Annotated in this window: 19 protein-coding genes; 7 read left to right on the forward strand and 12 right to left on the reverse strand. The window is 37.2% G+C overall.

Annotated elements, in window-relative coordinates; translation table 11 throughout:
* Nucleotides 1-44: 44 nt before the first annotated feature.
* The 7 genes from AC3WV0_RS13250 to AC3WV0_RS13280 all read right to left on the reverse strand — a co-directional run bounded on the left by AC3WV0_RS13250 (nucleotide 45) and on the right by AC3WV0_RS13280 (nucleotide 7,325).
* Complete coding sequence (locus AC3WV0_RS13250) at nucleotides 45-254, reverse strand: nucleoside triphosphate pyrophosphohydrolase family protein (protein WP_488846584.1); 210 nt, start codon at nucleotides 252-254, stop codon at nucleotides 45-47.
* 425 nt (nucleotides 255-679) lie between these two features.
* Nucleotides 680-2,257, reverse strand: coding sequence for a DHA2 family efflux MFS transporter permease subunit (locus AC3WV0_RS13255; protein WP_488846585.1), 1,578 nt, complete (start codon nucleotides 2,255-2,257; stop codon nucleotides 680-682).
* 211 nt (nucleotides 2,258-2,468) lie between these two features.
* Nucleotides 2,469-2,669, reverse strand: a complete 201-nt coding sequence (locus AC3WV0_RS13260; RefSeq protein ID WP_488846586.1) for a hypothetical protein — start codon at nucleotides 2,667-2,669, stop codon at nucleotides 2,469-2,471.
* 185 nt (nucleotides 2,670-2,854) lie between these two features.
* Nucleotides 2,855-3,958 (reverse strand): HlyD family secretion protein, encoded by a 1,104-nt coding sequence (locus tag AC3WV0_RS13265; protein WP_488846587.1) that lies wholly within the window; start codon nucleotides 3,956-3,958, stop codon nucleotides 2,855-2,857.
* Between the two features lie 19 nt (nucleotides 3,959-3,977).
* On the reverse strand, nucleotides 3,978-5,291 hold the full coding sequence (locus AC3WV0_RS13270) for a TolC family protein (protein WP_488846588.1): 1,314 nt from the start codon (nucleotides 5,289-5,291) through the stop codon (nucleotides 3,978-3,980).
* Nucleotides 5,275-5,901 (reverse strand): TetR/AcrR family transcriptional regulator, encoded by a 627-nt coding sequence (locus AC3WV0_RS13275; protein WP_488846589.1) that lies wholly within the window; start codon nucleotides 5,899-5,901, stop codon nucleotides 5,275-5,277. Before AC3WV0_RS13275 ends, AC3WV0_RS13270 begins: the two co-directional genes overlap by 17 nt.
* Nucleotides 5,902-6,206: 305 nt before the next feature.
* Nucleotides 6,207-7,325 (reverse strand): DNA polymerase III subunit, encoded by a 1,119-nt coding sequence (locus tag AC3WV0_RS13280; RefSeq protein WP_488846590.1) that lies wholly within the window; start codon nucleotides 7,323-7,325, stop codon nucleotides 6,207-6,209.
* A gap of 247 nt (nucleotides 7,326-7,572) precedes the next feature.
* On the opposite strand from AC3WV0_RS13280, the gene bamG reads away from it, so the two are divergent.
* Genes bamG through AC3WV0_RS13295 form a run of 3 tightly spaced genes read left to right on the forward strand, consistent with a single transcriptional unit; the run spans nucleotide 7,573 to nucleotide 10,503 of the window.
* Complete coding sequence (gene bamG, locus AC3WV0_RS13285) at nucleotides 7,573-8,859, forward strand: BamG family beta-barrel-assembly machinery protein (RefSeq protein WP_488846591.1); 1,287 nt, start codon at nucleotides 7,573-7,575, stop codon at nucleotides 8,857-8,859.
* 2 nt (nucleotides 8,860-8,861) lie between these two features.
* Nucleotides 8,862-9,455, forward strand: a complete 594-nt coding sequence (locus AC3WV0_RS13290; RefSeq protein WP_488846592.1) for an LPS export ABC transporter periplasmic protein LptC — start codon at nucleotides 8,862-8,864, stop codon at nucleotides 9,453-9,455.
* A gap of 4 nt (nucleotides 9,456-9,459) precedes the next feature.
* Nucleotides 9,460-10,503, forward strand: a complete 1,044-nt coding sequence (locus tag AC3WV0_RS13295; RefSeq protein WP_488846637.1) for an anhydro-N-acetylmuramic acid kinase — start codon at nucleotides 9,460-9,462, stop codon at nucleotides 10,501-10,503.
* A 28-nt stretch (nucleotides 10,504-10,531) separates the two neighbouring features.
* On the opposite strand, the gene AC3WV0_RS13300 is transcribed toward AC3WV0_RS13295, so the two are convergent.
* A complete protein-coding gene (locus AC3WV0_RS13300) occupies nucleotides 10,532-10,921 on the reverse strand; it encodes an orotate phosphoribosyltransferase (protein ID WP_089860676.1) in 390 nt (129 codons plus the stop codon).
* Nucleotides 10,922-10,960: 39 nt separating this feature from the next.
* Here AC3WV0_RS13300 and AC3WV0_RS13305 point away from each other — a divergent pair, with 39 nt between their 5' ends.
* Nucleotides 10,961-11,572 (forward strand): NUDIX hydrolase, encoded by a 612-nt coding sequence (locus tag AC3WV0_RS13305; protein WP_488846593.1) that lies wholly within the window; start codon nucleotides 10,961-10,963, stop codon nucleotides 11,570-11,572.
* On the opposite strand, the gene AC3WV0_RS13310 is transcribed toward AC3WV0_RS13305, so the two are convergent.
* The gene (locus AC3WV0_RS13310; protein WP_488846594.1) at nucleotides 11,565-12,836 is read right to left on the reverse strand and encodes a UDP-N-acetylmuramoyl-tripeptide--D-alanyl-D-alanine ligase; all 1,272 of its coding nucleotides are present in this window, start codon (nucleotides 12,834-12,836) and stop codon (nucleotides 11,565-11,567) included. The two genes, AC3WV0_RS13305 and AC3WV0_RS13310, sit on opposite strands and share 8 nt — an antisense overlap.
* Nucleotides 12,837-12,899: 63 nt before the next feature.
* Complete coding sequence (gene gldJ / locus AC3WV0_RS13315; protein WP_488846595.1) at nucleotides 12,900-14,495, reverse strand: gliding motility lipoprotein GldJ; 1,596 nt, start codon at nucleotides 14,493-14,495, stop codon at nucleotides 12,900-12,902.
* A gap of 164 nt (nucleotides 14,496-14,659) precedes the next feature.
* On the opposite strand from gldJ, the gene porU reads away from it, so the two are divergent.
* The 3 genes from porU to AC3WV0_RS13330 all read left to right on the forward strand — a co-directional run bounded on the left by porU (nucleotide 14,660) and on the right by AC3WV0_RS13330 (nucleotide 22,453).
* Nucleotides 14,660-18,559 carry a type IX secretion system sortase PorU gene (gene porU, locus AC3WV0_RS13320; protein WP_488846596.1) on the forward strand — a complete coding sequence of 1,300 codons (3,900 nt, stop codon included), beginning with the start codon at nucleotides 14,660-14,662 and terminating at the stop codon, nucleotides 18,557-18,559.
* A 59-nt stretch (nucleotides 18,560-18,618) separates the two neighbouring features.
* Nucleotides 18,619-19,782 carry a type IX secretion system outer membrane channel protein PorV gene (porV, locus tag AC3WV0_RS13325; protein WP_488846597.1) on the forward strand — a complete coding sequence of 388 codons (1,164 nt, stop codon included), beginning with the start codon at nucleotides 18,619-18,621 and terminating at the stop codon, nucleotides 19,780-19,782.
* A 388-nt stretch (nucleotides 19,783-20,170) separates the two neighbouring features.
* Complete coding sequence (locus AC3WV0_RS13330; protein ID WP_488846598.1) at nucleotides 20,171-22,453, forward strand: FUSC family protein; 2,283 nt, start codon at nucleotides 20,171-20,173, stop codon at nucleotides 22,451-22,453.
* Here the strand turns inward: AC3WV0_RS13330 and AC3WV0_RS13335 are convergent.
* A complete protein-coding gene (locus tag AC3WV0_RS13335; protein WP_488846599.1) occupies nucleotides 22,434-23,048 on the reverse strand; it encodes a 4'-phosphopantetheinyl transferase family protein in 615 nt (204 codons plus the stop codon). The genes AC3WV0_RS13330 and AC3WV0_RS13335 overlap by 20 nt on opposite strands.
* Before the next feature lie 52 nt (nucleotides 23,049-23,100).
* On the reverse strand, nucleotides 23,101-24,444 hold the full coding sequence (locus AC3WV0_RS13340) for a HAMP domain-containing sensor histidine kinase (protein WP_488846600.1): 1,344 nt from the start codon (nucleotides 24,442-24,444) through the stop codon (nucleotides 23,101-23,103).
* Nucleotide 24,445: the final 1 nt, after the last annotated feature.

Raw genomic sequence — 24,445 nt, forward strand, 5'->3', positions numbered from 1 at the left:
TGCGGTCTGCTAAGATAATCAACCACCACATATTTTCCCCTAATTTATGTTCCAATTCTTCTGCAGAATTTATCTTCGGCCAGCTTTCCTGATGCGACATGACATTTCTCCCGACAATTGCTGCATCGGTGATATGCAAGAGCGTCCTGTTCGGGAGTCCATTCTTTACCATTTTGTCTGATTTCCAGGGTATGGTATTTTTTTCTGATTTCGAGAGCTCGTTTTATCATTTCCCCGATGTAGTATTCGTCCATTGTTTAAATTTTATTCTGTAAAAATACGGTCTGTTTGTGACAAATGTATGTCAGGAGGCGTTATTCAATTGTCCAGACAGGTGAATCAATGGTCATTATACGTTTAAGATATATCGCTATACGTCTTAGACCTATCGTTATACGTTTTAGTAGTGTTTTTATATGTTTTAAATATATACATATACGTTTAATATAAATATAGATATATGTTATATATATTATTTCACGTTTAAGACGTATAGCGATATATATAAGACATATAAATACCTATCCGCAAGACCTCCGGACGAGTGATGTACGGCTCCATGTAGGTAAATTATGGGTAGTAATGCTTTAAAAACCCAGCTGTATGGCTATCGTATCAGAATTTTCACGATAAATATGAAGACAGATAAAAAAACCTCCGCAAAACGGAGGTTATTCTTTTAGTGCATGGCTTCACTGAGATCAATTTTCTGTTTACTTTTCCGCTCTTTAATAAAAAGAATAAACGGAATACAGATGAGGAATATGACTCCCAGGTAGAGGAACACATCCATGTAAGAAAGTACAGTGGCCTGTTTGGTTACGGAGAGATCAAGCATTTTGTAGGCGGCATTCATTGCGGCATCGGGTGTCATTCCTTTAGCCATAAAGCTTCCTTTTAAAGCCTGCAGCCTCTGCTGAACCGCAAAGTCGGTTTCGTCAAGGTGCGTGATGAGGTTGACCCTGTATTTCTGGCTGGCATTGGCAATGAATGTCGTAATGGCTGCGATCCCAAAAGAACCTCCCAGCTGTCTCATCATCCCGGTAAAGGCTGCACCCTGACCGATCTCCTGCCCTTTCAAGGTACTTAAGGATAATGAGGTAATCGGGATGAATAAAAGTCCCAGGCCTGCTCCCCTTACGATCAGCATCCAGAAAAAGGCATCTTTGCTGGTATCCGGTGTAAGGATTTTATATCCCCAGAAACTGTAGATGAAGAAAATGAATAATCCCAGGGAGACAAGAATCTGCTGCTTGGCACCGGCTGATAATAGCCGGCCGATAATCGGCATCATGAATGCTGTTGTAAGTGCCGCAGGAATCATCAGTGCACCCGACTGCAAGGCTGTCCACCCAAGAATACTTTGTGTATATAATGGAACAATAAAGGTAGAACCATACAACCCGAATCCGAGTACAAATGACATGATGGTCCCGACTCTTAAGTTACCATTTTTCAGTACCCGCAATTCCACAATGGGATATTTGAAGGTAAGTTCCCTCCAGAGGAAGAGAATAAATCCTAACACCGCCGCTATGGTAAATGCGACGATCATTCCGCTGGCAAACCAGTCTTCTTCATGCCCTCTTTCCAGGATAAACTGCAATGACCCTACGGTAACAGCCAATAGCGCAATACCAATCCAGTCGACATCTGAGGCTTTCCGCTTTTCTGCATATTTTGGACTTCGCACAAACTGAAGGGTCATCAGCGTCGCCGCAATTCCAATCGGAATATTAATATAGAAAATATATGGCCAGCTGAAATTATCAACGATATACCCTCCGAGCGGCGGACCTAATGTAGGCCCGATAATCACTCCAAGTCCGTAGATGGCCTGGGCCATACTTCTTTTTTCTATAGGGTAAGATTCGGTAATGATGGTCTGCGAAGTTACCAGCAATGCGCCTCCGCCGATTCCCTGCATCAGCCTGAAAAATACCAGTTCCCAGATATTGGTGGCATTTCCACAGAGAAATGAGAATACGGTGAATATAATGATGGATGCTGCAAAGTAATTTCTACGCCCAAACTGTTGAGACAGCCAGCTCGTCATGGGTACAATGATCACATTCCCGATCGCATAGGCGGTAATGACCCAGCCGACTTCTGAAAGTGTGGCTCCAAGGTTCCCCTTCATTTCATTGAGGGCAACATTTACAATCGTGGAATCTACAATTTCAAGCAAAGCACAAAGAATTGCTGTAATCGTGATAATTACTCTCCGCGCTCCATATTCTACTAATGAATCTTGCATGTTTGTTTAGGTATTAAAAAAATTAAGAGATTAGGAGATTCAGACATGAGAAATGTGAACAAGCATTTTTACGAACTAACTTTATTCCTAATCATTTCTGTATTCATAAAGGTTTTAAAATGTAAAACAATTCAATATTGCTTTAAACTTTATGGTACAGTAATTCCTGAATCTCTAAAAATCTTAATTTAAAAAAGTGAATTGTCAATGGTCAATCTTCATTGTCGTCAGTTTTACTACTTCCATTTCGGACATCCTGGTATTGATCTTCCTCTGCATAACGGCTCTTCTTCATATCATCCGGCTTCTCTTCATTTCCACATTGCACCGGCTTTCTTCTGCCTCCTTTATCATCTTCATGCTCAACAGCCCCTGCATTTTTCTGCTGCATGGCTGGCGGCCTCTGCATCATTGACAATTCTCTTATATTATTTTTTGAAAAGTGAATCGTCAGTCTTCAATCTTCATCGTCATTTTTACTTTCATTTTCACCAGCATTTTTGATCTCATCTTCATCATTCCATCATGTGATCAAGGCTTCTTCATTTCTTCTTCATTAATGACTGCTTCTGCACGACTGACCATTCACTTTATAATTTATTTCAATGTAACTTCCGCTTTCACGTTCATTCCTGTTCGTAATCTTTTGGCGATATCCTTATCAAGATTTACAAAATCGATCTTTACAGGAAGTCTCTGCACTACTTTTACGAAGTTACCACTGGCGTTATCCGGAGGAAGAATAGAGAAGGTAGCACCGGTAGCGGGTGAGAAAGAGCTTACAACACCATCAAATTCTCTGTCCGGGAAGGCATCAATTTCAATTTTCACCTTTTGTCCTTCTACCATTTTATCAACCTGTGTTTCTTTGAAGTTGGCCACTACCCATTTCTGGTCATTCTTTACCAACGCAAATAACTGGGATCCTGCCTGCAGATATTGTCCTGCCTGAATCGGAACTTTTCCTACATATCCGTCTTCAGGAGCGACAATTACAGTATAAGAAAGGTTAAGTTTTGCATTTTCCACATCCACTTCTCTCTGCTTGGCAACAGAACCTGCCACGCTGATTTGCTGAGAGCTTGCTGCCGTCTGAGAAGATGCGATATTGGTTTGCTGAGCGATCTGATTTCTTTGGTCAATTAAAACCTGCAACTGCTTATCAGCTGTTTGCTTTGCGGCTAAAGCCTGCTCATACTGCTGTTCTGTAATAGAATGGTCTTTTACCAGGTTGGCATATCTTTTCAGATCCTGAGTGGTTTTCCATACGTTTACTTTTGCAGCTTCGATCTGTGCGTTGGCTGTTGTCACTGCTGCCTGTGATGATCCTATATTTTTGGAAGTAGCTGTTGTGCTTGCCTGCGCATTGGAAATATTGCTTTTTGCAGTTGCTAAAGCTGCTTCTGCCTGCTCAAGAGCCATTTTCTGATCTTTGCTGTCAAGGATAACTAAGGTATCTCCTTTTTTTACGAACTGGTTATCTTTTACTTTTACCTCGGTTACATATCCTGAAATTTTGGAAATTACGGGAGCCATATTGGAAGCAATCTGTGCATCGTCTGTCTCTTCATGGGACTGCCCGTACGTGTAAGCGTTGTATCCGTAGATTCCTCCACCGATAACAACAACCGCTAAAATGATAGGGAAAACTAAGCTTCTTTTCTTTTTAGGCTGAGTTTCTTTTGTAGTATTATTTTCCATTGTGGGTATCGTTCTTAATTTATTTTGTTGTTAAAGTTCCTGTAGTTTGTAATAGTTTTCTGTAGGCAAGTGCTGCATCTGCTTTTGCATTGATCACGCCTACGTTGGCTGCGATCTGTGCTGCATCTGCATCCAGAAGTTCCGTCATTGTGGCCAGACCGTTATCATATTTGTTTTTTGTAATTCTGTAGTTTTCATTAGCCTGCTCCGCAGATTTTTCGAAAACCGCAATTCTCTTCTTAGAGTAATCGGTATTCTGATATTCTCTGTTGACGTCTAATTTGATATTGTCATTCAACAATTCATTGGTAGCAGACAGCTGCATTTCTCTTGCTTTTGACTGTTTCAACGAAGAATTTTCTTTCCAGAGGTTGGATAAGTTATAGGAAATCCCGACTCCTACGTTCACCGCATTATAAATCGTAAGGAATTTAGGAATATCAGCTGCAACATACCCACCGGTAAATGCTATAGAAGGAAGATTTTCAGCTTTCGCTGCTTTTGTTCCCAACGCTGCAGCCTGTCTCTGCATACTTAAAGCCTGAAGATCTTTACGGTTTTCTCTTGCAGTATTGATGTAATAGTCTACAGTTTTTACATCATTTCCTTCGTCGATATAATTCTGGTCTACATCGATTTCAGTGGTTTCTGGTAATCCCAGCAACAGATCCATATTGATATTGGCAATATTGTAGTTGTTTTTGGCTTCCAATAATTGCAATTCGATATTTGATGTCTGAAGGTTTGCTTTTAATCTGTCGTTTCTTGCAATGAGACCATTATTTTCCATTTTAAGGAAAGTTTCGTCTCTTTTTTGGGAAGTACTAAGGTTTTCCTCTAATACTTTGATCGACTGATTGGCTTTAAACAAATTGTTATAAGCCTGTGCAACGTTGTATGCGATGGCTACTTTATCGTTTTCAGTGCTTAATTTTGATGCTTCCACCAGATATTTTGCAGATTCGATTCCGTATTTTATTCTTCCTCCGCTGTAGATGGGAACGCTGAGGTTTGCGGATCCGTAAGCAACCTGATGAACTACAGGACCACTGTCTCCTGAAACTCCGGGAAGTTTGATATTGATATTTGGTTTTAGCGGAAGATACATGTAGCTCCCGGAAACTTTCAGTTCCGGCAGTTGTCTGTTCTTCGCTTCGAGAAGATCTGCTGTAGCTTCTTCGATTTTTGCGGCATCAATCTTCAGATTTTTGCTGTTCTGGATGCCCAGCTGCACAGCCTCATCAAGAGTAAGTGTTCTTTTCTCCTGTGCATTTGCATTTGCAATTCCTACGAATAGTGCCAGCGCAAGGACTGAGTTATTTATTTTCTTCATAACCTAGAAGGTCTTTTAATAAGTATTTTATATGTGTATTAAGTTCTGTGTAATACTTTTCGTCGAAAGCATCTTCATCATCCGTATTGTTGAGGAATTCTTTGTACATCTCTTTGGCGTTGGATGCGTAAAATAAAGTTCCGCTCACCGTGGAATGCAGAAGATAAATGGGTGGATTTTTGGTAAAAACACCTTTCTTCAAACCGCTTTCCAATATTTTTGAATACATGGAGATGAAGCCCATTTTTGTCTGCTTCAGAAAGTCTACAATATGAGGATTCTGCGTATGAAGCTGCTCTCTCTGCATGATTCTGTAAAAACATTTGTGATGTCTTACTCTGCCTGCAAACTTATCTACGATCTTTTCTATTTTTTCCCAATCATTAATATCTGTCCTTTCCAGAATGTCTTTCGAGAAAAACTGTCCTTCTTCCATTCTGTATTCTACCAGCTTTTCGTATAATTTTTCTTTCGAACCGAAATAGTAAGAGATCATAGAAATATTCACGTTGGCTGCTTTGGCAATTTCCCGTGTGGAAGTTCCTTCGAATCCCTTTTCAGCAAAAAGCTTTTCCGCAGCAAACAGTATATTTTCTTCTTTTGAAATCATTTCTTATTCTCATTTTTTGAGGATGCAAATTTACATCCATTTTTGAATAAATCAAACGATTGATTGATTTTAATCTGAAATTTAATTTTTTTTTAATATTCTTTTAATTTAATTCTCTGAAAGTGTTATAGATTGTGAAAAGAAATATTCTACTGCGCAGAACACAGTAAAAACAAAAGACTCTAAAGCTAAGAAAGCTAAGAAAACAGCTTAACAAAATGCTTTTACAAGTTCTGTATTAAACTATAACAACTTAAGCAAATTGACTTGATTACAAATAAAACTCCGACATCAGTCGGAGTTTTTTATGCATTTTTATGAATATATCTTGACAATTTTATTCCCAGATCAGTCCATACAATTTTCGGATTTCCATTTCGGGTCAAATGGAGATCGGCCGTGCTGATTTCTTCAAGAATACTTTCTATATTGGCGCCACTGATGAATTTTGAAAATCCGAGCCAATTGAATCCATTTGCATCAATTTTCTTATAGACAAGATTTTCCGACTGATAGTTCTGCAGAAGCGCAAGCCTGAAAATTTCTGAACAGTAATTGAGAAAGTTTTTCTGCTTTTCACGGTTCCAGCCTGCTATTTCCCGAGCCCAGAAAATAATACTTTTGAGAAATTCAGGTTTTTTCTTTACCATAAATGCATCACGAACCCATTGAATAAAAAGCTTTTCAAATTCGTCATGCTTGTTTCCGGACTGCATCAGCTTTATGGCATCATTCAGATCTCCCTGTGCCTGGTGAATGATCTCTCCTATTTTATCATCCGAAATAGTAAAGTTAGTTTTCAGGTACTGTTCCAGATCTTCATCGGTGATTCTCGGAACTTCTACAATCTGGGTTCTTGAAAGAATCGTTGGCAGGATGTCATTTGTTGTTTCTGCTGTGAGGATAATAATGGTTTTGGCCGGTGGTTCTTCAAGAAATTTCAGGAACTTGTTGGCCGCAGCCACATTCATTTTATCAGCGCGCCATACAATCAGAATTTTGGTACCTCCTTCGAAGCTTTTTAATGAAAACTTCTGATTCTGGTCATCAATCTCATCTGCTGAAATGAACAGCTGCTTATTTTCCGATTCCAGAAAAGCCGTCCAGTCATCGTAGCTAGCGTAGGGAGAATTGAGAATCATTTCCCTGAACTCTTCAAATTTATTTTTACTTAAAGAATTCCTGTTGTCCGTAAAAACCGGAAAGCTGAAATGGAGGTCCAGATGGTTAAGATGTTCTACTTTTGAGGCGGCATGTTCATTTTCACCACTTAAGATTTCTTTTGCATATGCCAAAGCCATCGGTAATGTTCCATATCCTTCTTTTCCTACGAAAAGCTGGGCGTGGCTCACTCTGTTTTCGACAATACTTTCTTTCAGAAGTTTTTTCAGGTTTTCCTGTCCGGCAATGTTCTCCCAATTCATGGCTCAAAGATAAAAAATTTTTAGAACGGATGATTTGTGAAATGTGAATTTTGGTTTACAAGTGAATGGTGAACTTTAAGGAAAAAAAACATAAATATTTCATAAAAAATTCACAAGCAAAGCGTATTCGCAATTGACAATTCATCATAATTATCTCTATTCATCACCCTTAACAAACTTTAACCTCATATAATTTTTACAATTCATTAATATTTAAGATATTTGCGCATTGTTTTAAAAATAAAGAATGAAAAAAATCTTTGTACTATCATTCATATCAGTTGGATACTTCCTTAACGCGCAGAATCTGAGTAACTCACCCTATGCGACGTACGGAATCGGGGATGTAAAATATGATAATACGATCGAAACTTCCTCAATGGGAGGTATATCAACAGCTTTTATAAGCGATTTTACGAGTAATTTCAATTTTGCAAACCCAGCAAACAATGCTAATTTCGAGCTAACAAGTATCAAGCTGGAAGCGACCAACGAAAACAATTACTTTAAAACAGATTACAACAATACGAAGTCTACCAAGCATTCTACGTATTTATCTAATATTTCACTGGCTTTTCCTTTATCTCCAAGATTGAAAATGGGGCTTTCTTATCAACCGTACAGCTCTAAAAGCTACGAAATCATTCATACGGATTACAATGAGGGCAGCGGAATAACGACAGGAAACAGATTTAAAGGAAGCGGAACTTTAAATACCGCACAGATTGCATTGGGGTACAAAATCAATGATCAATTTGCTGTAGGGGCGAGAGCCAACTATTATTTTGGAAACCTATATGACCTAAACGAGCTTGCTGTTTCTAATGCTGAACTCATCAATGGTTATGAAACGAAAAACAGCATCCGAAATTTCAACTTTACGTTAGGAACAAGTTATCAAAAACTTAATACAAGTACAGACAGAAAACTGACGATCGGTGCAACTGCTACTTTCGGTAATACCAGTAATATGACTACCGATTACAGAAATAGTACCTACTATTATTCTGACGCTGCAAGAACCGAAAAGGCCAATGAAACTGTCATTGAAGAAAAAACAACAAACTCAAAAAATCTTTTACCACTACAGGCATCAGTCGGTGTAGGTTATGGTGAGGAGAATAAATGGTTTTTATCTGTTCAGGGAGATTATAAAAAGGGAGAAAGCATCGCCTATTTCGGGCAGTCTCTGGATCTCCAGGACTCTTACAGAATTTCTGCAGGAGGATGGTATTTGCCGAATTACAATAACTTCAGAAGCTATTTTTCAAGAATCGTGTACCGCTACGGAGCTTTTTATGAGAAAGGAAGCTTACAGATAGCGGGACAGAACATCAATAAATTCGGGGTTTCTGCGGGAGTGCTTCTTCCATTCAAAAACAGCAGTATAACGAGAATGAGTGGTCTTGAGCTCGGTCTTGAAGTCGGAAAAAGAGGAACTCTTAAGAATAATCTCATCAACCAGAATTTTATCAATTTGAAGGTTGGTTTCAATTTTGCAGATAAATGGTTCAGAAAAGCTCTGTACAACTAAAAATGAAGTTCTTCAGAAACATATCATATAAAAAAAATATAGCATACCTTTTTAGTTGTGCTATATTTTTTATCATAACATCCTGTGAAGAAGATCTTACACAAAACACGGGTAAGAATAATAAAAATTTTGCTTCACAGATCATCAACAATGCCAATATCATCCAGAGGGATTCAGGATTTGTAACAATGCGTGCCAAAGCTCCGATTATTGAAAAATATGAACTTATCGACAGCCCCTACACTGTTGCAAGAAAAGGAATCAATATTTTGTTTTTTGATAAAAAGAAACCAAAAGTTCCGGGAACGATCAAAGCAAAGTATGCTAAATTTTATGATTATAAGCAATTCTATGAAGCCAGAGGTGATGTAAGAATTACCACCAATGAGAATGAAAGATTTGCGATGCAGTCTGTATTCTGGGATCAGAGAAAAAAGAGGATTTATACCCGTGATACAGTTTATGTGACGATGAAAGACGGCTCTACCCTTATCGGAGCCCACGGAATGACCGCTAAAGATGATTTTTCCGAATATGTCTTTTATCAGAATTCCGGAGACTTCACCACCGACAAACTATCTGAAAACAAGAGATAATATTATGATCTTCCACGCTATAGGATTGATGTCCGGAACCAGTCTGGATGGCCTGGATATCTGTTTTGCAAGATTTCAGAAAGAAGATTCCTGGAGTTTCAATATCCTACATGCAGAAACTGTTTCTTACGATAAAGCATTGAAAAATCAACTGAAAAATGCAATTCATCTTTCTGCGGAAGAACTACTCGAGCTGAATTCATCATATGGCTTTTATCTGGGAAAATCGGTTAAAAGTTTTATTGAAAATCATCAGCTTACTCATATTGATCTTATCGCATCTCACGGGCACACAATTTTTCATCAGCCTGAAAAGAAATTTACGCTACAAATCGGAGATGGAAGAGCTATAAAACTGGAAGCTAATCTGCCTGTCGTTTATGATTTCAGAAGCCAGGATGTACTGATGGGTGGTAATGGTGCTCCGCTCGTACCTATTGGTGACGAACTGCTTTTTCCGCAGTATGATGCCTGTCTTAATCTGGGCGGTTTTTCCAACATTTCATTAAAAATCAACAATCAGAGGATCGCGTTTGACATTGCTCCGGTGAATATTATTCTTAATCAGCTTGCCAAAAACTTTGATCTGGATTTTGATGAAAATGGAAATCTCGCAAAAAGAGGAACAATTAATGAAAATCTTTTGTTACAACTTAATTCATTAAGTTTCTATCAACAATCACATCCAAAATCGTTAGGAGTTGAATGGTGCAACGAAAACATTTTCCCATTATTTCAAGATATTGAAAAACTTGATGCCTTATCAACTTTTACTGAGCATGCTGCTGTACAGATTTCAAAAGTTTTAGAAGAAAAACGTTTAAAGAATATTCTTGTTACGGGCGGAGGAGCTTATAATCAATATTTAATTGAAAGAATCCGTGGTAAGACAATAACTGATATTATCATTCCCGAAAAGGAAATCACAGAATATAAAGAAGCTTTGATTTTTGCGCTGATGGGAATCCTCCGTATGAATAATGAGATCAACGTTTTGTCTTCGGCTACCGGCAGTTCCTGTAATCACAGTTCTGGAATTATCGCATAAAAAAACCTTCCGGGTGGAAGGTTTGGTCTTATTTGTAAGCTTCAATTTTATCAGTCAGCGTATTGATGAAGTTCTGAAGCGGTTTTTCAACCATCATTTTGATGAACGGATTGAATTTCCCTTCAAAAAGCATCTGTACTTCTGTTTGATTTTCATTAAGAGGTTGTAATGCAGCAGTCAATGAAAAGTCAAGGCTAGAACTTGCAGATTTCAAAACTGCTTTCTGATCATTCACTTCATCAATTTTCAAAGCAATTTCCGGCATTCCCTGCAACCCGAATTTAAATCCGTCTTCTCTCGTTTCAAATTTCTGAAGACCGTCCGGCATAAAATCTTTGTAATTTTCCGGTGATTTCAGTATTTCTACCAGGTCTTTAGATGATTTATTGACAATAATCTTTCGTCCTTCTAAATTCATTTTTTATTTTTGTATTAAATTCTTAATTCTTACAAATATATGTATAAAGTTTTTGTGAACGAAAAAAAATTATTGTTGTCTAAGCAATCTGAAAACTTAGAAAAAACGCTTGGATACGAAAACGTCACAAGCCTGGAGATCGCTCTTGATCTTCTGGAAAATACATCAGTAAAGGAATTAAATGTTTTCGGTGAAAATATTGATGAAATCTGGTCACAGTTTCAAAGCCTTTTCAGAATCATTGAGGCTGCCGGCGGTATTGTGAATAATCCTGAAAGAGACATTCTATTCATCAAAAGACTTGGAAAATGGGATCTTCCGAAAGGGAAAATGGAAAAAGGGGAATCCCGTGAAGAGTCTGCAGTACGGGAAATTGAAGAGGAAACAGGATTGCGGGATGTAGAATTAGTCAGATTCATCAACACGACATATCACATTTATGTAGAAAGGAATGGTGACAAGATATTGAAATGTACCCATTGGTTTGAGATGAATTTTAACGGTGAAGACACATCAAAGCCTCAAATTGAAGAAGGAATCACTGAAGTTGCCTGGAAAAATACCGCTCAAATAGAAGAGGAAGTTTTCCCAAGCACTTTTAAAAATATCAAACTGATCATCAAAGAATTCTGGAATACAAAGCTTAAATAAAATCTATCGCTTTTTCCAAGGCAATACCTCTCGATCCTTTTAAAAGAACATTTTTTGAGGTAATTTTGTTTTGTTTTAAATATTCTGCAAGCTCTTGGGTGTTTTCAAAACTTAATGTTGTATCATTTACGGCTTTAAAATTTTTACCTACGGTGATAATATGATCAAAACCTAAGCTTAAAGCTAAGTTTAAAATACCCCTGTGTTCATTTTCACTCTCGTCACCAAGCTCAAGCATATCACCAATGATGATTGTTTTTGAGCCTTCGAAAGTAACGAAGTTTTGCAAAGAAGCAGTCATTGAGCTGGGATTAGCATTATACGTATCCAAAACCAGTGTCTTGTCTCCTTTCTCGGCAATCTGAGAACGCATATTTGTTGGAGTATAATTTTCGATAGCATGGCTGATTTTATCAAAGTCAATTCCAAAATAAAGTCCTAAGCTTACGGCAGCACAAAGATTGGTAAAGTTGTAGTTTCCGGTAAGTTTTGAAATTACTTTTTCATTTTTGTATACTAAGCCCACAAAATGATCTTCAGAAAACAATTCAAACTGATAATCTGATGCCGCCTTACCAAAAGTAATTTTACGTGAATAATCTGCCGTTTTCTCAACCTGAACAGGATCATTTTCGTTGACCAGAATTGTTTTACCAGCATTTTTCAGATAGTCGTATAATTCTGATTTGCCTTTTATCACTCCTTCATAACCTCCGAATCCTTCTAAATGTGCCTTTCCAAAATTGGTAATATAACCGAAATCAGGCATTGAAATCGAGCAGAGAAGTTCTATTTCTTTTTGATGATTGGCTCCCATTTCGATGACAGCCATTTCATGCTCCGGTCTTATGGAAAGTATAGTTAAAGGAACACCAATGTGGTTGTTTAAATTACCTTTTGTATACTGGACATTAAATTTCTCTGACAGTACTGCATGAATAATCTCCTTAGTAGTCGTTTTTCCGTTGCTGCCCGTGAGACCGATAACAGGAATATGAAGATTATTTCTGTGATATACGGCAAGCTCTTGCAAAAATTCTAAAGTGGAAGGAACATAAAATATATTTTTCTCTTTATTTTCGTAATTCTGCTGTTCTACGATCACAGCCAGAGCTCCCTTCAGAATTGCTTCTTCTGCCAAAGTAGCGGCATTGAAACTGTCTCCCGAAAAAGCAAAGAAAATATCATTCTCCTCAATTTTTCTGCTGTCGATCACAACATTCCGGGATTGTAAAAACAAAGGATAAAATTGTTCTGCATTCATGGCTCAAAAATAAAAAACCTTCCAGAATTCCGGAAGGTTTTTTGAAAATTATTTTGATAAATATTATCTTCTTGTTCTACTCTTGTCGCTTGCTCTTGCATCCTGAGCCACACGGAATCCTATCCATCCGTAAGCTTTGTTTTGATTTTTATATCTTCTTTGTCCCGGATCCAACCAGTAAGCTGTGTCTTGCCAAGAACCACCTTTTACAACTCTGATGTCATTGGAGATTTCTGAAGTTCTTTCTTTTCTGTCTTTCTGCATCACTACTCTACCGTTGGCATCTACAATAAATCTTGATTTAGGAGAATTGTACATATCATAAGTAGCAGCCGAATCTGATGCGTTTCTATAATCTAAAGAAGACATTCTGTCGCCATCTCTGAAGTTTCTGTAGTCAGCAATGGTTTCTCTTTCAAACTGGCCCGGTAAGCTTTTATAAACTAATCTTCCGTCTGCTAAAGTATCATATTTAATGCTGTTTTCATCTACCATTTTGTAAGTTCCGTCACCGTTTCTTACGATAGCCTGAGGCATGTTTCCTCTGTAGTAGTTGAAATCGCTGAAATCTTCATCAATGATTGGTCTGTATACATCTGCAGTCCATTCTGATACGTTTCCGTACATTCCATAGATTCCTAAATCATTTGAAGGGAATTGTCTTACATCAGAAGTTTGTGCTGATCCGTCGTTTTTCCAACCTGCGATACCAGAATAATCACCGGCACCCATTTTGAAGTTTTCAAGGAACATACCTCTTTCTCTTCCTTTGGTACCTCTTAATTTTTCAATCTGAGGTTTTTTACCCATATATTGGTTGTACTCTCTGTTTTTAGCCAATCCTAAAGCTGCGTATTCCCATTCTACTTCGGTAGGAAGTCTGAATTTGGTAACCATTGCAGCGTTTGGAGCTCTGTTAGCAGCCAATAATCTCTGGTTTGTTGTTTTCAAACCTGTTTTTTGCTGCATTCTTTTTTCGTTGATGTATCCTTGCATTTCAGGATCATTCGATTTGAATTTATCCATATTAAAAGCAGTTCCACCTTGATTGTTAGACTCGTTGATATACAAATCTTTAGCAATAATACCAGCCTGCATCAGGGCTTTTTCGTTTGCTCTGTCTGACAACCATTCGCAATATCTGTTTGCCTGAGTCCAAGATACCCCTACTACAGGATAGTAATCGAATTCAGGAGAACGGAAATACGTCTCGTTGTAATCATTTCTAGATAATTTGTTGTCCCACAATAAGGTATCCGGCAAAGCACCGTTGTAGATTTCCTTAAAGCTGGGATCACTTGGAGGGAATACATACTTCAACCATGTCAGGTATTCGCGGTATTCGTAGTTAGTAATTTCAGTTTCCCCGATAAAGAATGAACTTACCTGCATTCTGCGAGGTGAGTTATTCCAGTCGTGCATAACATCATCTTTCACTAATCCCATTGTAAAAGTTCCACCTTCTACATATACCATTCCCGGCCAACCCTTCTGCTTTTGTTGCTTTCCTGCAAAAAACCAACCTTGTTTTTCGTTTGGTTTCCAACCTGTTTTGCTGACAAACTTTTTAGTACCGCCGCCATTATTAGATCCTCCGCAACTGGTTAATGCAAGTGTAGAACTTAATGCTATTAATGAAAACAACTTTAGTTTTTTCATAGTCGATATAAATATTTTCAAAGTACAAAGAAAAAATAAATTATTCAATAAATCAAGTAAAGAGTTGATTTTTTTGAAAAACGTTAACAAATTAATTTTATTGTATCACAATTTAATTATAAAATTTTCATTTATTTTGTAATTCAGAAATTTCAAAAATAAACATGAAACAAAAAATCTCGCTTTTATTTTTATTAAGCTTTGTATCAACCCTCTGGGCTCAGAGAATCTCCATTGAATGGGATGGCTCTAAAATCCGGGATTATGGTGATACCAAACTTAATCTCCCCAATTTTAAAAATCAAGGATTTTCATTCAGCCAAAATAACATTTTTATAACAACCAAACAACAGGTTGGCGAAAAGCAGGTAAAAGTTTCTAATCCGGTATGGGAAAATGTTTCCGGAAAGGATCTGTTTGAACTAAGCAAAGATCTTCTTCCTGATTATGAGATTAAGGATGTTGCTTATTATAACCTGGAAGACGGACGTTATGCGAACATCAATGTTGCTTTATTTAAAAGGGTGAAAGGGCAGGTGCAGAGATTATCATCATTCGAAATTTCAGAAACAAATGCATCAAACAGTTTAGGAAGCACACTAAAGGTAGGAACAACTGTCAATCCTTTATCCACTGGGAATTTTTATAAAATCAAGGTTGATAAATCAGGGATTTTCAAAATAACAAAACAGTTTTTACAGGATAACGGCATTAATCCTTCTTCTGTAAATCCCAAAAACTTCAGAATCTACGGAAACGGAGGAATTATGCTTCCTGAAAACAATCAGGATGCAAGATACAGTGCGCTTCAGGAAAATGCCATTCAGGTTGTAGGGGAAGATGACGGCATATGGAATGACAACGACTATGCTTTATTTTATGCTCAGGGTCCAAACGGATATAATCTTTATAATACTTCAAATGGAAACGGCTTTAAAAGAATTGATACAAGAAATGACAGAAGCGAGAATCTGAAGAATATTTATGAAGATTATTCTTATTATTATATAAATTTTGACAAAGGACCGGGAAAAAGAGTTCAGGCTGTAGATGTTAATCTGCCTTCTACTCCTCTTATTACAAGATTTGATAACTATCAGGTAATAAATAATGATCAGAAAAATCTGATGAAAGTTGGAAGAATCTGGGTGGAAGAAACTCCCTTCACAACTGACAGAGCGGTAAGTTTTACCACGGCATCACCCATTCAGGCCGGCGACGAAATAAAATACAGAGCACAGGTTGTAGGGTATAAATCTCAGCAAAATAGCATTTCGTTCGACATTAATACCTTAAATCCCGTAACCGGAGTTATCCCTCCCATCAGCTCAGGGGGAACGAATGAATTTTATCCGATACGATACACCGGCGCAACAACAGGGCTAAGCGGGAATCAGATAACATTTAATTTAAAACCCAACATAACGATTAATCCTAATGGAAACTTCTATCTGGATTATATTGAAGTGCAATATAAAGATAATCTGAATTTCAACGGGACACAGATGAATTTCAGAGATTTTTCATTAGAAAGCGGAACAAACACAACTTATGGATTTAGCTTAACCAATGCTGCTTCAGCTGAACAGGTCTGGGATGTTACAGATATTACCAATGCCAACAGAAGGGTGAATAAAGCGGCAGGAAACACAACATTCAATTTTGCATATACTGCGGCAGATCAGAATTTCAATAATGAATTTGTAGCTTTCAGAGCTGATGCTGCCTATTCTCCACAATTTGTAGGGCATATCAACAATCAAAATCTTTCTGCGCTTCAAAACGTAGATTATCTGATTATTACAGTTCCGGAAATGATGGGGCAGGCTCAGAGACTGGCCAATTATCATCAGACAAAAAACAATTATAACGTACAGATTGTAGATACCGATAAAATATTCAATGAATTCGGAAGCGGAAGCAGAGACCTTACCGCAATCCGGGATTTTGTCACTAAACTCAACACTCCTGCGGGAACATTAAAATATGTATTCATTTTAGGAGATACTTCTTATGATTTTAAAAACAGAATTTCGAATAATTCCAATGTGGTGACGAGCTATCAGAGTGAAGAGTCTTCTGACGTTGTAAGATCTTTCGTGACAGACGATTATATTGTAATGACAAAGCCGCAGACCACTGAATTCATTACTAACAATTTACCTGATCTCCCGGTAGGAAGACTTCCTGCGGCAAATGTGACGGAAGCAGCCAATATGATTGACAAGACACTGGCTTATTATAATAGTTTATCCGGACAGTCAACACCTTTTGGAGAATGGAAAATGAAGCTTGACTTTGTGGTGGATGATGATAACGACGGAGGAACACCTTTCCACACGGTTATGAATAATTCCCTGGTGACTGTTTTTGAACAGCCTGCTACCACAGGTCTTAAAGAGTATAATGTAAGAAAACTATATCTGGATGCTTTCCAGGCACAAAGTACTGCCGGAGGACAGAGATATCCTCAGGTAAACCAGGCAATTTCAAATGATATCGGAAACAGTTTGTACATCTTTTATTTCGGACACGGAGGGATAAACGGATGGGCTCAGGAAAGAGTATTAACATTATCTGAAATCCAGAATGCGAATAATTTCTCAAATGTATACAGCAGATTTCCTTTTGTATCAACAATAACCTGTGAATTCACTCTTTGGGATGAGCCGGAAACCTCTTCAGCCGGAGAACAGTTCATTAAACTGAAACAGGGTGGTCCTGCAACCATGATTACTTCAAGCCGCGCTATCGATGTTGGATACGGAGTAGACTTTACCAATCTGTTTACCCAGAATATATTTAAGCTTACCAGCGATGATTTTGATACATTGGGCTATGCACATTTAAATGCTAAGAAACAGAAAGGTTCGGCTACAGATCATTTAAAGGTTAATTTCCTTGGAGATCCTGCCATGAAGCTAAGCAGACCAAAACGATTACTCGTTATTGACGATATAGAAACTCCTGTTCCGGGACTTATCAGAGGATTGGATTTTGTAAAAGTAAAGGGACACATCAATAATCCTAACGGAACAGTTAACACCACTTTTAACGGACGCGTGGTAATTAATATTTTTGATAAAAGATTAAATAAAACAACTTTAAATAATGACGGCGGCTTAACACCTGTTCTTAATTATACTGAAGAAGGAAGTGCTATCGTAAAAGCTTCAGGAACTGCCGTAAACGGTGTGTTTACAGTAGAATTCTATGTACCGAAAGATATTAATTATGCAATCGGACAGGGAAGAATTTTGGGATATGCTGACAATAAGGCAAGTGATGTATTCAATAATCAGGCAGTACAGGTAGGTGATATTAATCCTAACGGAATAAATGACAATGAGCCTCCTAAAGTAAAGCTTTATATGAATAACACCAACTTTGCCGAAGGCGGTATTACAGATCAGAATCCGATGTTGCTGGCCTGTATAACAGATGATACAGGAATTAATTCCACAGGATCTGGTATTGGTCACGATATTACTGTATATTTGGACGGCCAAATTATCAATACGATTGTACTGAATGATTTTTATGCTTCAGGAGAAGGAAACGGATGTTTAAGTCCAAGTCTTGCAGACTATCAGAAAGGGAATGTAACATATCCTTTCAGGAACCTTTCCGTGGGACAACATCAGTTAACATTTAAAGTTTGGGATATAAACAATAATTCGACAACTGCAACGTTAAATTTTGAAGTTAAGGATGAAGCAGATCAGCATTTAGTAATCAACAGACCATTGAACTGGCCAAATCCGTTTACCAATAAGACGTATATACAGTTTGAACATAATTGTGATGATATTCTTGATGTGAATGTTCAGATTTATACTATTACCGGCAAACTGGTAAGAACTTTATCTCAACCGGTGGTTGCAGAACCGTTCCTGCAGGGCTTTAGAACGCCACGTCAGGCAATTGAATGGGACGGAAGAGATGATTTTGGTGCAACAGTAGCAAAAGGTACGTATATTTTTAAGATATTTGCAAAAAGTCAAAATCAAGAAAAATGCAAAGGAAGTGCTACAGCTGTAGAAAAAATGGTACTTTTGAAATAATTTTAAAACAATAACATAATAATATCAACAAAAAACTGATAATATATAAAAGACAACATATGAATTTAACTACTAAACTGCTTTTAGGAATTGGGTTAAGTGCTGGCTTTTTAGGCTACTCTCAGGATTTAAGTCTAGTAAGACCCGTATTAACCGGAGCTCCTTTCTTAAGAATCGCGCCAGATGCAAGAGCTGGAGGTATGGGGGATCAGGGTGTCGTGACCTCTCCGGATGCTTTTTCTCAATTCTGGAATGCGGCAAAATATCCTTTCAGCAGAACCAGTTCTTCTGTAGGATTAAACTACACTCCGTACATGGGAAAACTCACCAATGATGTATTTTTATTATATGGAGCGTTCCATAAATTTTTAGGGCAGGAAGAGAGATCTACCATCTCTGCGAGTATTTATTACTTCAATATGGGTGAGGTAGATTTAACTCAGTTAGTAGGAAACGAAGTAACTTCGATGGGTACTTCCAAGCCAAACGAATTCTCTATTGACGTTGCTTATGGTCTTAAACTTTCGGATTCGTATTCCATGGCGGTTACCGGTAGATATATCCGTTCAGACTTAGCCGGAGGATTCAACACCGATACGACCTTAAAACCTGCAAACACCTTTGCAGTAGACGTTTCCGGATACTATACTTCTCCAAGATTTTCAAGTTTTGGGAATATGGACGGAAAAATCAACGCAGGTTTTGCAGTACAGAACCTTGGTCCTAAACTAGACTACACCGGAAACGAAGAATCAAGATCTTATCTTCCTACCATGGCGAGATTAGGGGTTGGTTATGACATGTATCTCGATGATATGAACAGAGTCGGCATCAGCTTTGAAGGTTCTAAAATCTTAGTTCCTGGTTCAGAATACGTAGGAACAGATCCAAATACAAGACAACCGATCTACGAAGTTCCAAACGTGGGAGTAATGGCCGGTATCGGAAAATCCTTTAAAAACCCGAACTCGATCATGATGAGTGGAGCTTTGGAATATTCTTATGACAATGCATTCTCTGTAAGAACAGGTTATTTCCACGAAAGTGAAGAGCAGGGAGCAAGACAGTTTGCTACTGCGGGTATCGGATTAAAGTACCGTTCTTTCGGTCTAGACATCTCCTATCTGATCAATATGTCTAAAATCAATACAGCATTGGACAACACCCTTCGTTTCGGTCTTACCTGGCACATTGGTGAAGAAACATCTAATGTAGATTATTAAGAAATATTACATACTGCTGAAAGAGTCTCATATTTTTATATGGGACTTTTCTTTTTCACAAACTTTTCAATCTTGTTGATGTATTTTTGGGAGCTATTTCCCGCTCTCCGCACTCGCTATTTTTGTTGATTTTGGGCTGCGGCGGCTTCGCCGCCGCAGCCCAAAATCAACAAAATGAGCTCAGACAAATGCTGCGATCGGGGCTAAACTGCAGGATTTGTAACTTCTGAACCTCAGCATCATTAGAAAATTAATCTTTATTACATACTGATAAGTTTATCTTCTTTAGAAATAAAACATTAAGTAAATCAAAATTAATTTTTGAAAAATTAACCATTCATTGACAAAGTAAAACTGACAATTCATATTTTACCCTTATTTTTGTAGCATGAACTATTCTGCGGAGCTTAAAAAATTCGTTACCAGTCAATATGTATATTCTGCGATCAGAATTACACTGGCGACTGTTCTTCCGTGTCTCGTTCTCGCTCATTTCGACATGCTGATAGATTACTTTCTTTTTCCGTTAGGAACGAGTTTCGTAGCGCTTACAGATCAGCCGGGACCTTTTATACGCCGGAGAAATGCTTTGACTTTCGCCATTATCTGCTTCGTATTTGTAGCTTTGATAGCCAGCCTGGTCATGAATATTAAAATTCTTGTCTTTGCTGAAATTATTGTTTTCGGAATGTTCTTTTCATTAATCGGTGTATACGGACAGAGACTTGCTGCAGTGGGCTCATTATCACTGGTTGTTCTTGCCATCTTTATCGACGGACACTTAACCGGTGCCAATATCCTTAAAAGTCTTCTGATTTTCGCATCAGGATGCACCTGGTTTTTACTTATATTTTTAATTGTAACGACCATTCAGCCGTATAAGCTGGCGAGTCAGATGATTGGTGAAAATTATCTGCAGCTCGCAGAATTTTTGAAAATTAAAGCAAATTATTATCAGAAAAACCCTGATTTTGACAAGCTTACAACACAAGTGATTGCCAAACAGATCGAGATAAAAAATCTGCAGGAAGAAACCCGTGAAACTGTTTTCAAAACCAGAACCATTGTAAATGAGTCGACGACCACCAGTCGTCTTTTGATGCTGATGTTCCTGAATTCCATGGATCTTCATGAAAAACTGATGACCTCAGAAAGTGATTATCAGAAACTGCAGCAAAGTTTTGACAATACAACTATTCTCGTTAAAATTCATGATTACCTTAATCTTCTTTCAGAGGAAATCACGAATATCGGAATATCACTTCAGATCGGAACAAGAGCACGACCAATTTCTAATCTTGAAGACGAGCTGAAACATCTCAATCATGATTATTTTGAGTTGAGAAACAAACGTATTTCACCTGAAAACTTCGAAAATTTCATGGTGCTCAGGCAGATATTAATGCGTATCAATGAGATCACCAAAGAAATTAACGAGATTTATAAAGTTTTTTCGCAGAATGTCAAACTGGCCAAAAGTCTTTCCACCGGATTAGACCTGAAAAAATTTATGCCGAATGAAGAGAAACTTAATATTAAAGTATTAAGAAACAACATTTCCTTTTCATCCTCTCATTTCAGGCATGCGTTGAGAATTACCATTGCTCTTCTGGTCGGATATCTTTTTTCCCTGTTCCAGTTTTTGGGAATCGGGCATACGTATTGGATTCTTATCACCATTGTGGCAATCCTGAAACCGGCCTACTCCATCACCAAAAAAAGAAATTTACTGAGATTGTACGGAACAATTGCGGGTGCTGTCATTGCTTATATCATTCTGCATTATATCCACATCAATGAAATTCTTTTCACCATACTTCTGTTAAGTATGATCATGTGCTTCAGTTTTCTGAAGGGGAAATATTTCTGGGCCGTTTTATTCATGACGATTTACGTCTTTTTAAGCTTTAATTTTCTAAGTCCCGGCCATGTAAATATTATTTTCAGGGACAGAATTGTTGATACGATTATCGCTGCCGTCATCACATCACTTGTAGCTTACGTAGTATTACCGGTTTGGGAACATACACAGAATCTGGATTTAATGAAAAAATCTGCAGAATGCAATCTCATTTATTTTCAGAGCGTGATTTCTAAATTTCTTGAAGATCACTTTGATATTGAAGATTATAAAGTTAAACGTAAAAATGCCATTATTTCATTGGCCAACCTATCCGACAATTTTCAGAGAATGATTTCGGAGCCTAAGAATCAGCAGAAAAAACTGGAGGTTGTGCATCAGTTTGTTGCTACATCACATCTTATTACAGCGTACACTGCTTCTCTATCGCAATATGTAAAAGATAATGAAAAATATCCTGAAATAGACGCAGAAGGCTGGAGCCGCAAAATAGAAGCAGAAATGCAGAAAGTATACAATCTCCTGAACGGTGATACAATAACCGAAACCCTTAATATGGAAAGCCGTATCGAGCCGGAAGATTCTTCTCTGGATGATCTTATTCTAAAAAGAAAAACCGAATTGACAGAAAATGAAACCTATGACCTTAGGGATCCTAATAAAGTTTCTCATCTTACGGAGCTTAAAAACATTCACGATATTCTGGAGCTGATCTACGACGTGGCCAAAGAACAGAGAAAGGTAATCGAAAAATATCAGAGCGAAACTGAAGAAAAGGAAACTTTAAAAACTATTCCTCAACAATCGTAAAGCAGTATTCGTCGAAGAACTCTACCCTCGCCTTAAATTCATCAGACATCGTATCGTCGTGCACTCGACATTTAATATTATGGAGATGTTTCAGCTCAAACGGTCTTACTTCATAATGTTTTTTCAGCGACCAGTGTTTTGAATGGTGAATTTTATACATGCTTTCCTTTACACTCCAGATAATGGTATAGAAAGTAACTTCGTTATCGAAAGGAATAAATCCTCTTTCGTTTTCGTAGGTGAACTTATCAATTAATCTTAAAATTTTAGGATTAAATTTTTCGATATCAATCCCTATTTTATTTTTAGAAATAGCAATCGCAGCAAAAGGAAAGGAATGAGTAATTGAAATTTCTGCATCTTTAGGCGATAAAAAAGGTTCTCTTTCTTTATATAATATCTTTGAATTGGGTTTTAAACCCTTAAGAAGCTTACGGACCATCAGCACTTCCAATAGCTTTTTAGGATGATAATCTTTCACTTTTTCTGCATTCTCAGGCTCCAGAAGCTTATGAATATCCAGATCTTCCGTCTCATCGTATTTCCATACAAGAATCGTGGCGTTGTCATCAGAAAAATCTCTGTAAAGTGGCATGGAAAGTTTATTGTTTTATAATTTGCTAAAATATCACTAATATTTTATATAATTAAGAATTTGGAAGAATTACAGTAAAAGACGTCTCCCCTTCTGTACTTCTTACGGATATTTCTCCTTTATGAAATTCTGCAATGCTCTTGCATAGAGATAAACCAATCCCGAATCCCTTATAGCCATGAACATTATCGGATCTGAAAAAAGGATTGAAAATCCTGGTAATATCATCTTTCGATATCCCTATTCCTTTGTCTGTTACTTCTATGACACATTCATTTTTATTGTATTCTATGTTTACATTAACATCTGTTTCACTGTATTTCATAGCATTATCTAAAAGATTGAACAGAAGATTCTTGAGTAATATTTTATTGCCTTTTATCTTTTGTTTTACTGGTTTGCTTGTTTTTATTTTTATTCTTGAGCTTTGTAATCTGTATTCTTTCTGAATTTCGTTAATAATATCTTCGATATTTATTTCATTACTTTCTATAGAATAAATAGAATCGTAAGGCTTTCCCAAAAGTAATATTGCACTTGAAAGATCTATTAATCTGTCAGTATCAATCAATAGGTTCTGCAATATATTTTTGTATTCATCACAGGTATGATCTTCCCATAATCCTAATTGTATTTCTGTTTTCATTGAGGATAATGGTGTTCTGAGCTCATGAGATGCATGCGAAATAAAATCTTTCTGTTGATAAAAGCTGTATTCCAGCCTTTCCAGCATCAGATTGAAATTGACGGCCAGTTCATTTATTTCATCTTTATTTTTAGAAACCGGTAATCTTTTGTGCTCATTATAAGTTGTTATTTTTTTTACTTTATTATTAATATTTTTAATCGGATTCAGCATTCTTGAAGCGAAAAAATATCCTGCTACAACCGTTAGCAATACTCCGAGACAATTTGCCAATATTAATGTTTCCAGAAGGTTTCGATTATCCCCCTTACTGATAAGATCTAATGCAGAAGTAACTATCAGAAGACGATGATGCCTGTCGTTGTAAATATATCCCGAAGTGGCATAATAATCTTTGTAAGAATGTACTTTGCCTTTTTCCTTAACCAAAGAAAGAAATTCAGCATCAATTTTTGAGACGAATATTTTTGAATTAGTAAAAATCAGTTTTCCGTTATTATCATAAACAGCTATATCTTCCTGAGGCAGCCGGCTAAGCGAGTTTTTATAGATATTTAATAATGAAGAAGCATCAGTGAATCTGTAATTTACAAATAAAGTTGCTACTATAGCAGATCTCTTTTCAATTCTTGATAAAAAATTAGTTTCCTTTTCAGATTTGGAAAAATAATAAATTACGAATGAGAAAATAATTAATATAGATGATATAAGGCTCGTAAACTGTATTAAAATTCTATATTTTATTTTCATC

It is taken from the genome of Chryseobacterium sp. 27AL, from assembly GCF_057815395.1.

Excerpts from the sequence above, each read along its gene's own strand:
- AC3WV0_RS13250 (WP_488846584.1), bottom strand. The coding sequence starts at position 254 with ATGGACGAATACTACATCGGGGAAATGATAAAACGAGCTCTCGAAATC.
- AC3WV0_RS13255 (WP_488846585.1), bottom strand. The coding sequence starts at position 2,257 with ATGCAAGATTCATTAGTAGAATATGGAGCGCGGAGAGTAATTATCACG.
- AC3WV0_RS13260 (WP_488846586.1), bottom strand. The coding sequence starts at position 2,669 with ATGATGCAGAGGCCGCCAGCCATGCAGCAGAAAAATGCAGGGGCTGTT.
- AC3WV0_RS13265 (WP_488846587.1), bottom strand. The coding sequence starts at position 3,958 with ATGGAAAATAATACTACAAAAGAAACTCAGCCTAAAAAGAAAAGAAGC.
- AC3WV0_RS13270 (WP_488846588.1), bottom strand. The coding sequence starts at position 5,291 with ATGAAGAAAATAAATAACTCAGTCCTTGCGCTGGCACTATTCGTAGGA.
- AC3WV0_RS13275 (WP_488846589.1), bottom strand. The coding sequence starts at position 5,901 with ATGATTTCAAAAGAAGAAAATATACTGTTTGCTGCGGAAAAGCTTTTT.
- AC3WV0_RS13280 (WP_488846590.1), bottom strand. The coding sequence starts at position 7,325 with ATGAATTGGGAGAACATTGCCGGACAGGAAAACCTGAAAAAACTTCTG.
- bamG (WP_488846591.1), top strand. The coding sequence starts at position 7,573 with ATGAAAAAAATCTTTGTACTATCATTCATATCAGTTGGATACTTCCTT.
- AC3WV0_RS13290 (WP_488846592.1), top strand. The coding sequence starts at position 8,862 with ATGAAGTTCTTCAGAAACATATCATATAAAAAAAATATAGCATACCTT.
- AC3WV0_RS13295 (WP_488846637.1), top strand. The coding sequence starts at position 9,460 with ATGATCTTCCACGCTATAGGATTGATGTCCGGAACCAGTCTGGATGGC.
- AC3WV0_RS13300 (WP_089860676.1), bottom strand. The coding sequence starts at position 10,921 with ATGAATTTAGAAGGACGAAAGATTATTGTCAATAAATCATCTAAAGAC.
- AC3WV0_RS13305 (WP_488846593.1), top strand. The coding sequence starts at position 10,961 with ATGTATAAAGTTTTTGTGAACGAAAAAAAATTATTGTTGTCTAAGCAA.
- AC3WV0_RS13310 (WP_488846594.1), bottom strand. The coding sequence starts at position 12,836 with ATGAATGCAGAACAATTTTATCCTTTGTTTTTACAATCCCGGAATGTT.
- gldJ (WP_488846595.1), bottom strand. The coding sequence starts at position 14,495 with ATGAAAAAACTAAAGTTGTTTTCATTAATAGCATTAAGTTCTACACTT.
- porU (WP_488846596.1), top strand. The coding sequence starts at position 14,660 with ATGAAACAAAAAATCTCGCTTTTATTTTTATTAAGCTTTGTATCAACC.
- porV (WP_488846597.1), top strand. The coding sequence starts at position 18,619 with ATGAATTTAACTACTAAACTGCTTTTAGGAATTGGGTTAAGTGCTGGC.
- AC3WV0_RS13330 (WP_488846598.1), top strand. The coding sequence starts at position 20,171 with ATGAACTATTCTGCGGAGCTTAAAAAATTCGTTACCAGTCAATATGTA.
- AC3WV0_RS13335 (WP_488846599.1), bottom strand. The coding sequence starts at position 23,048 with ATGCCACTTTACAGAGATTTTTCTGATGACAACGCCACGATTCTTGTA.
- AC3WV0_RS13340 (WP_488846600.1), bottom strand. The coding sequence starts at position 24,444 with ATGAAAATAAAATATAGAATTTTAATACAGTTTACGAGCCTTATATCA.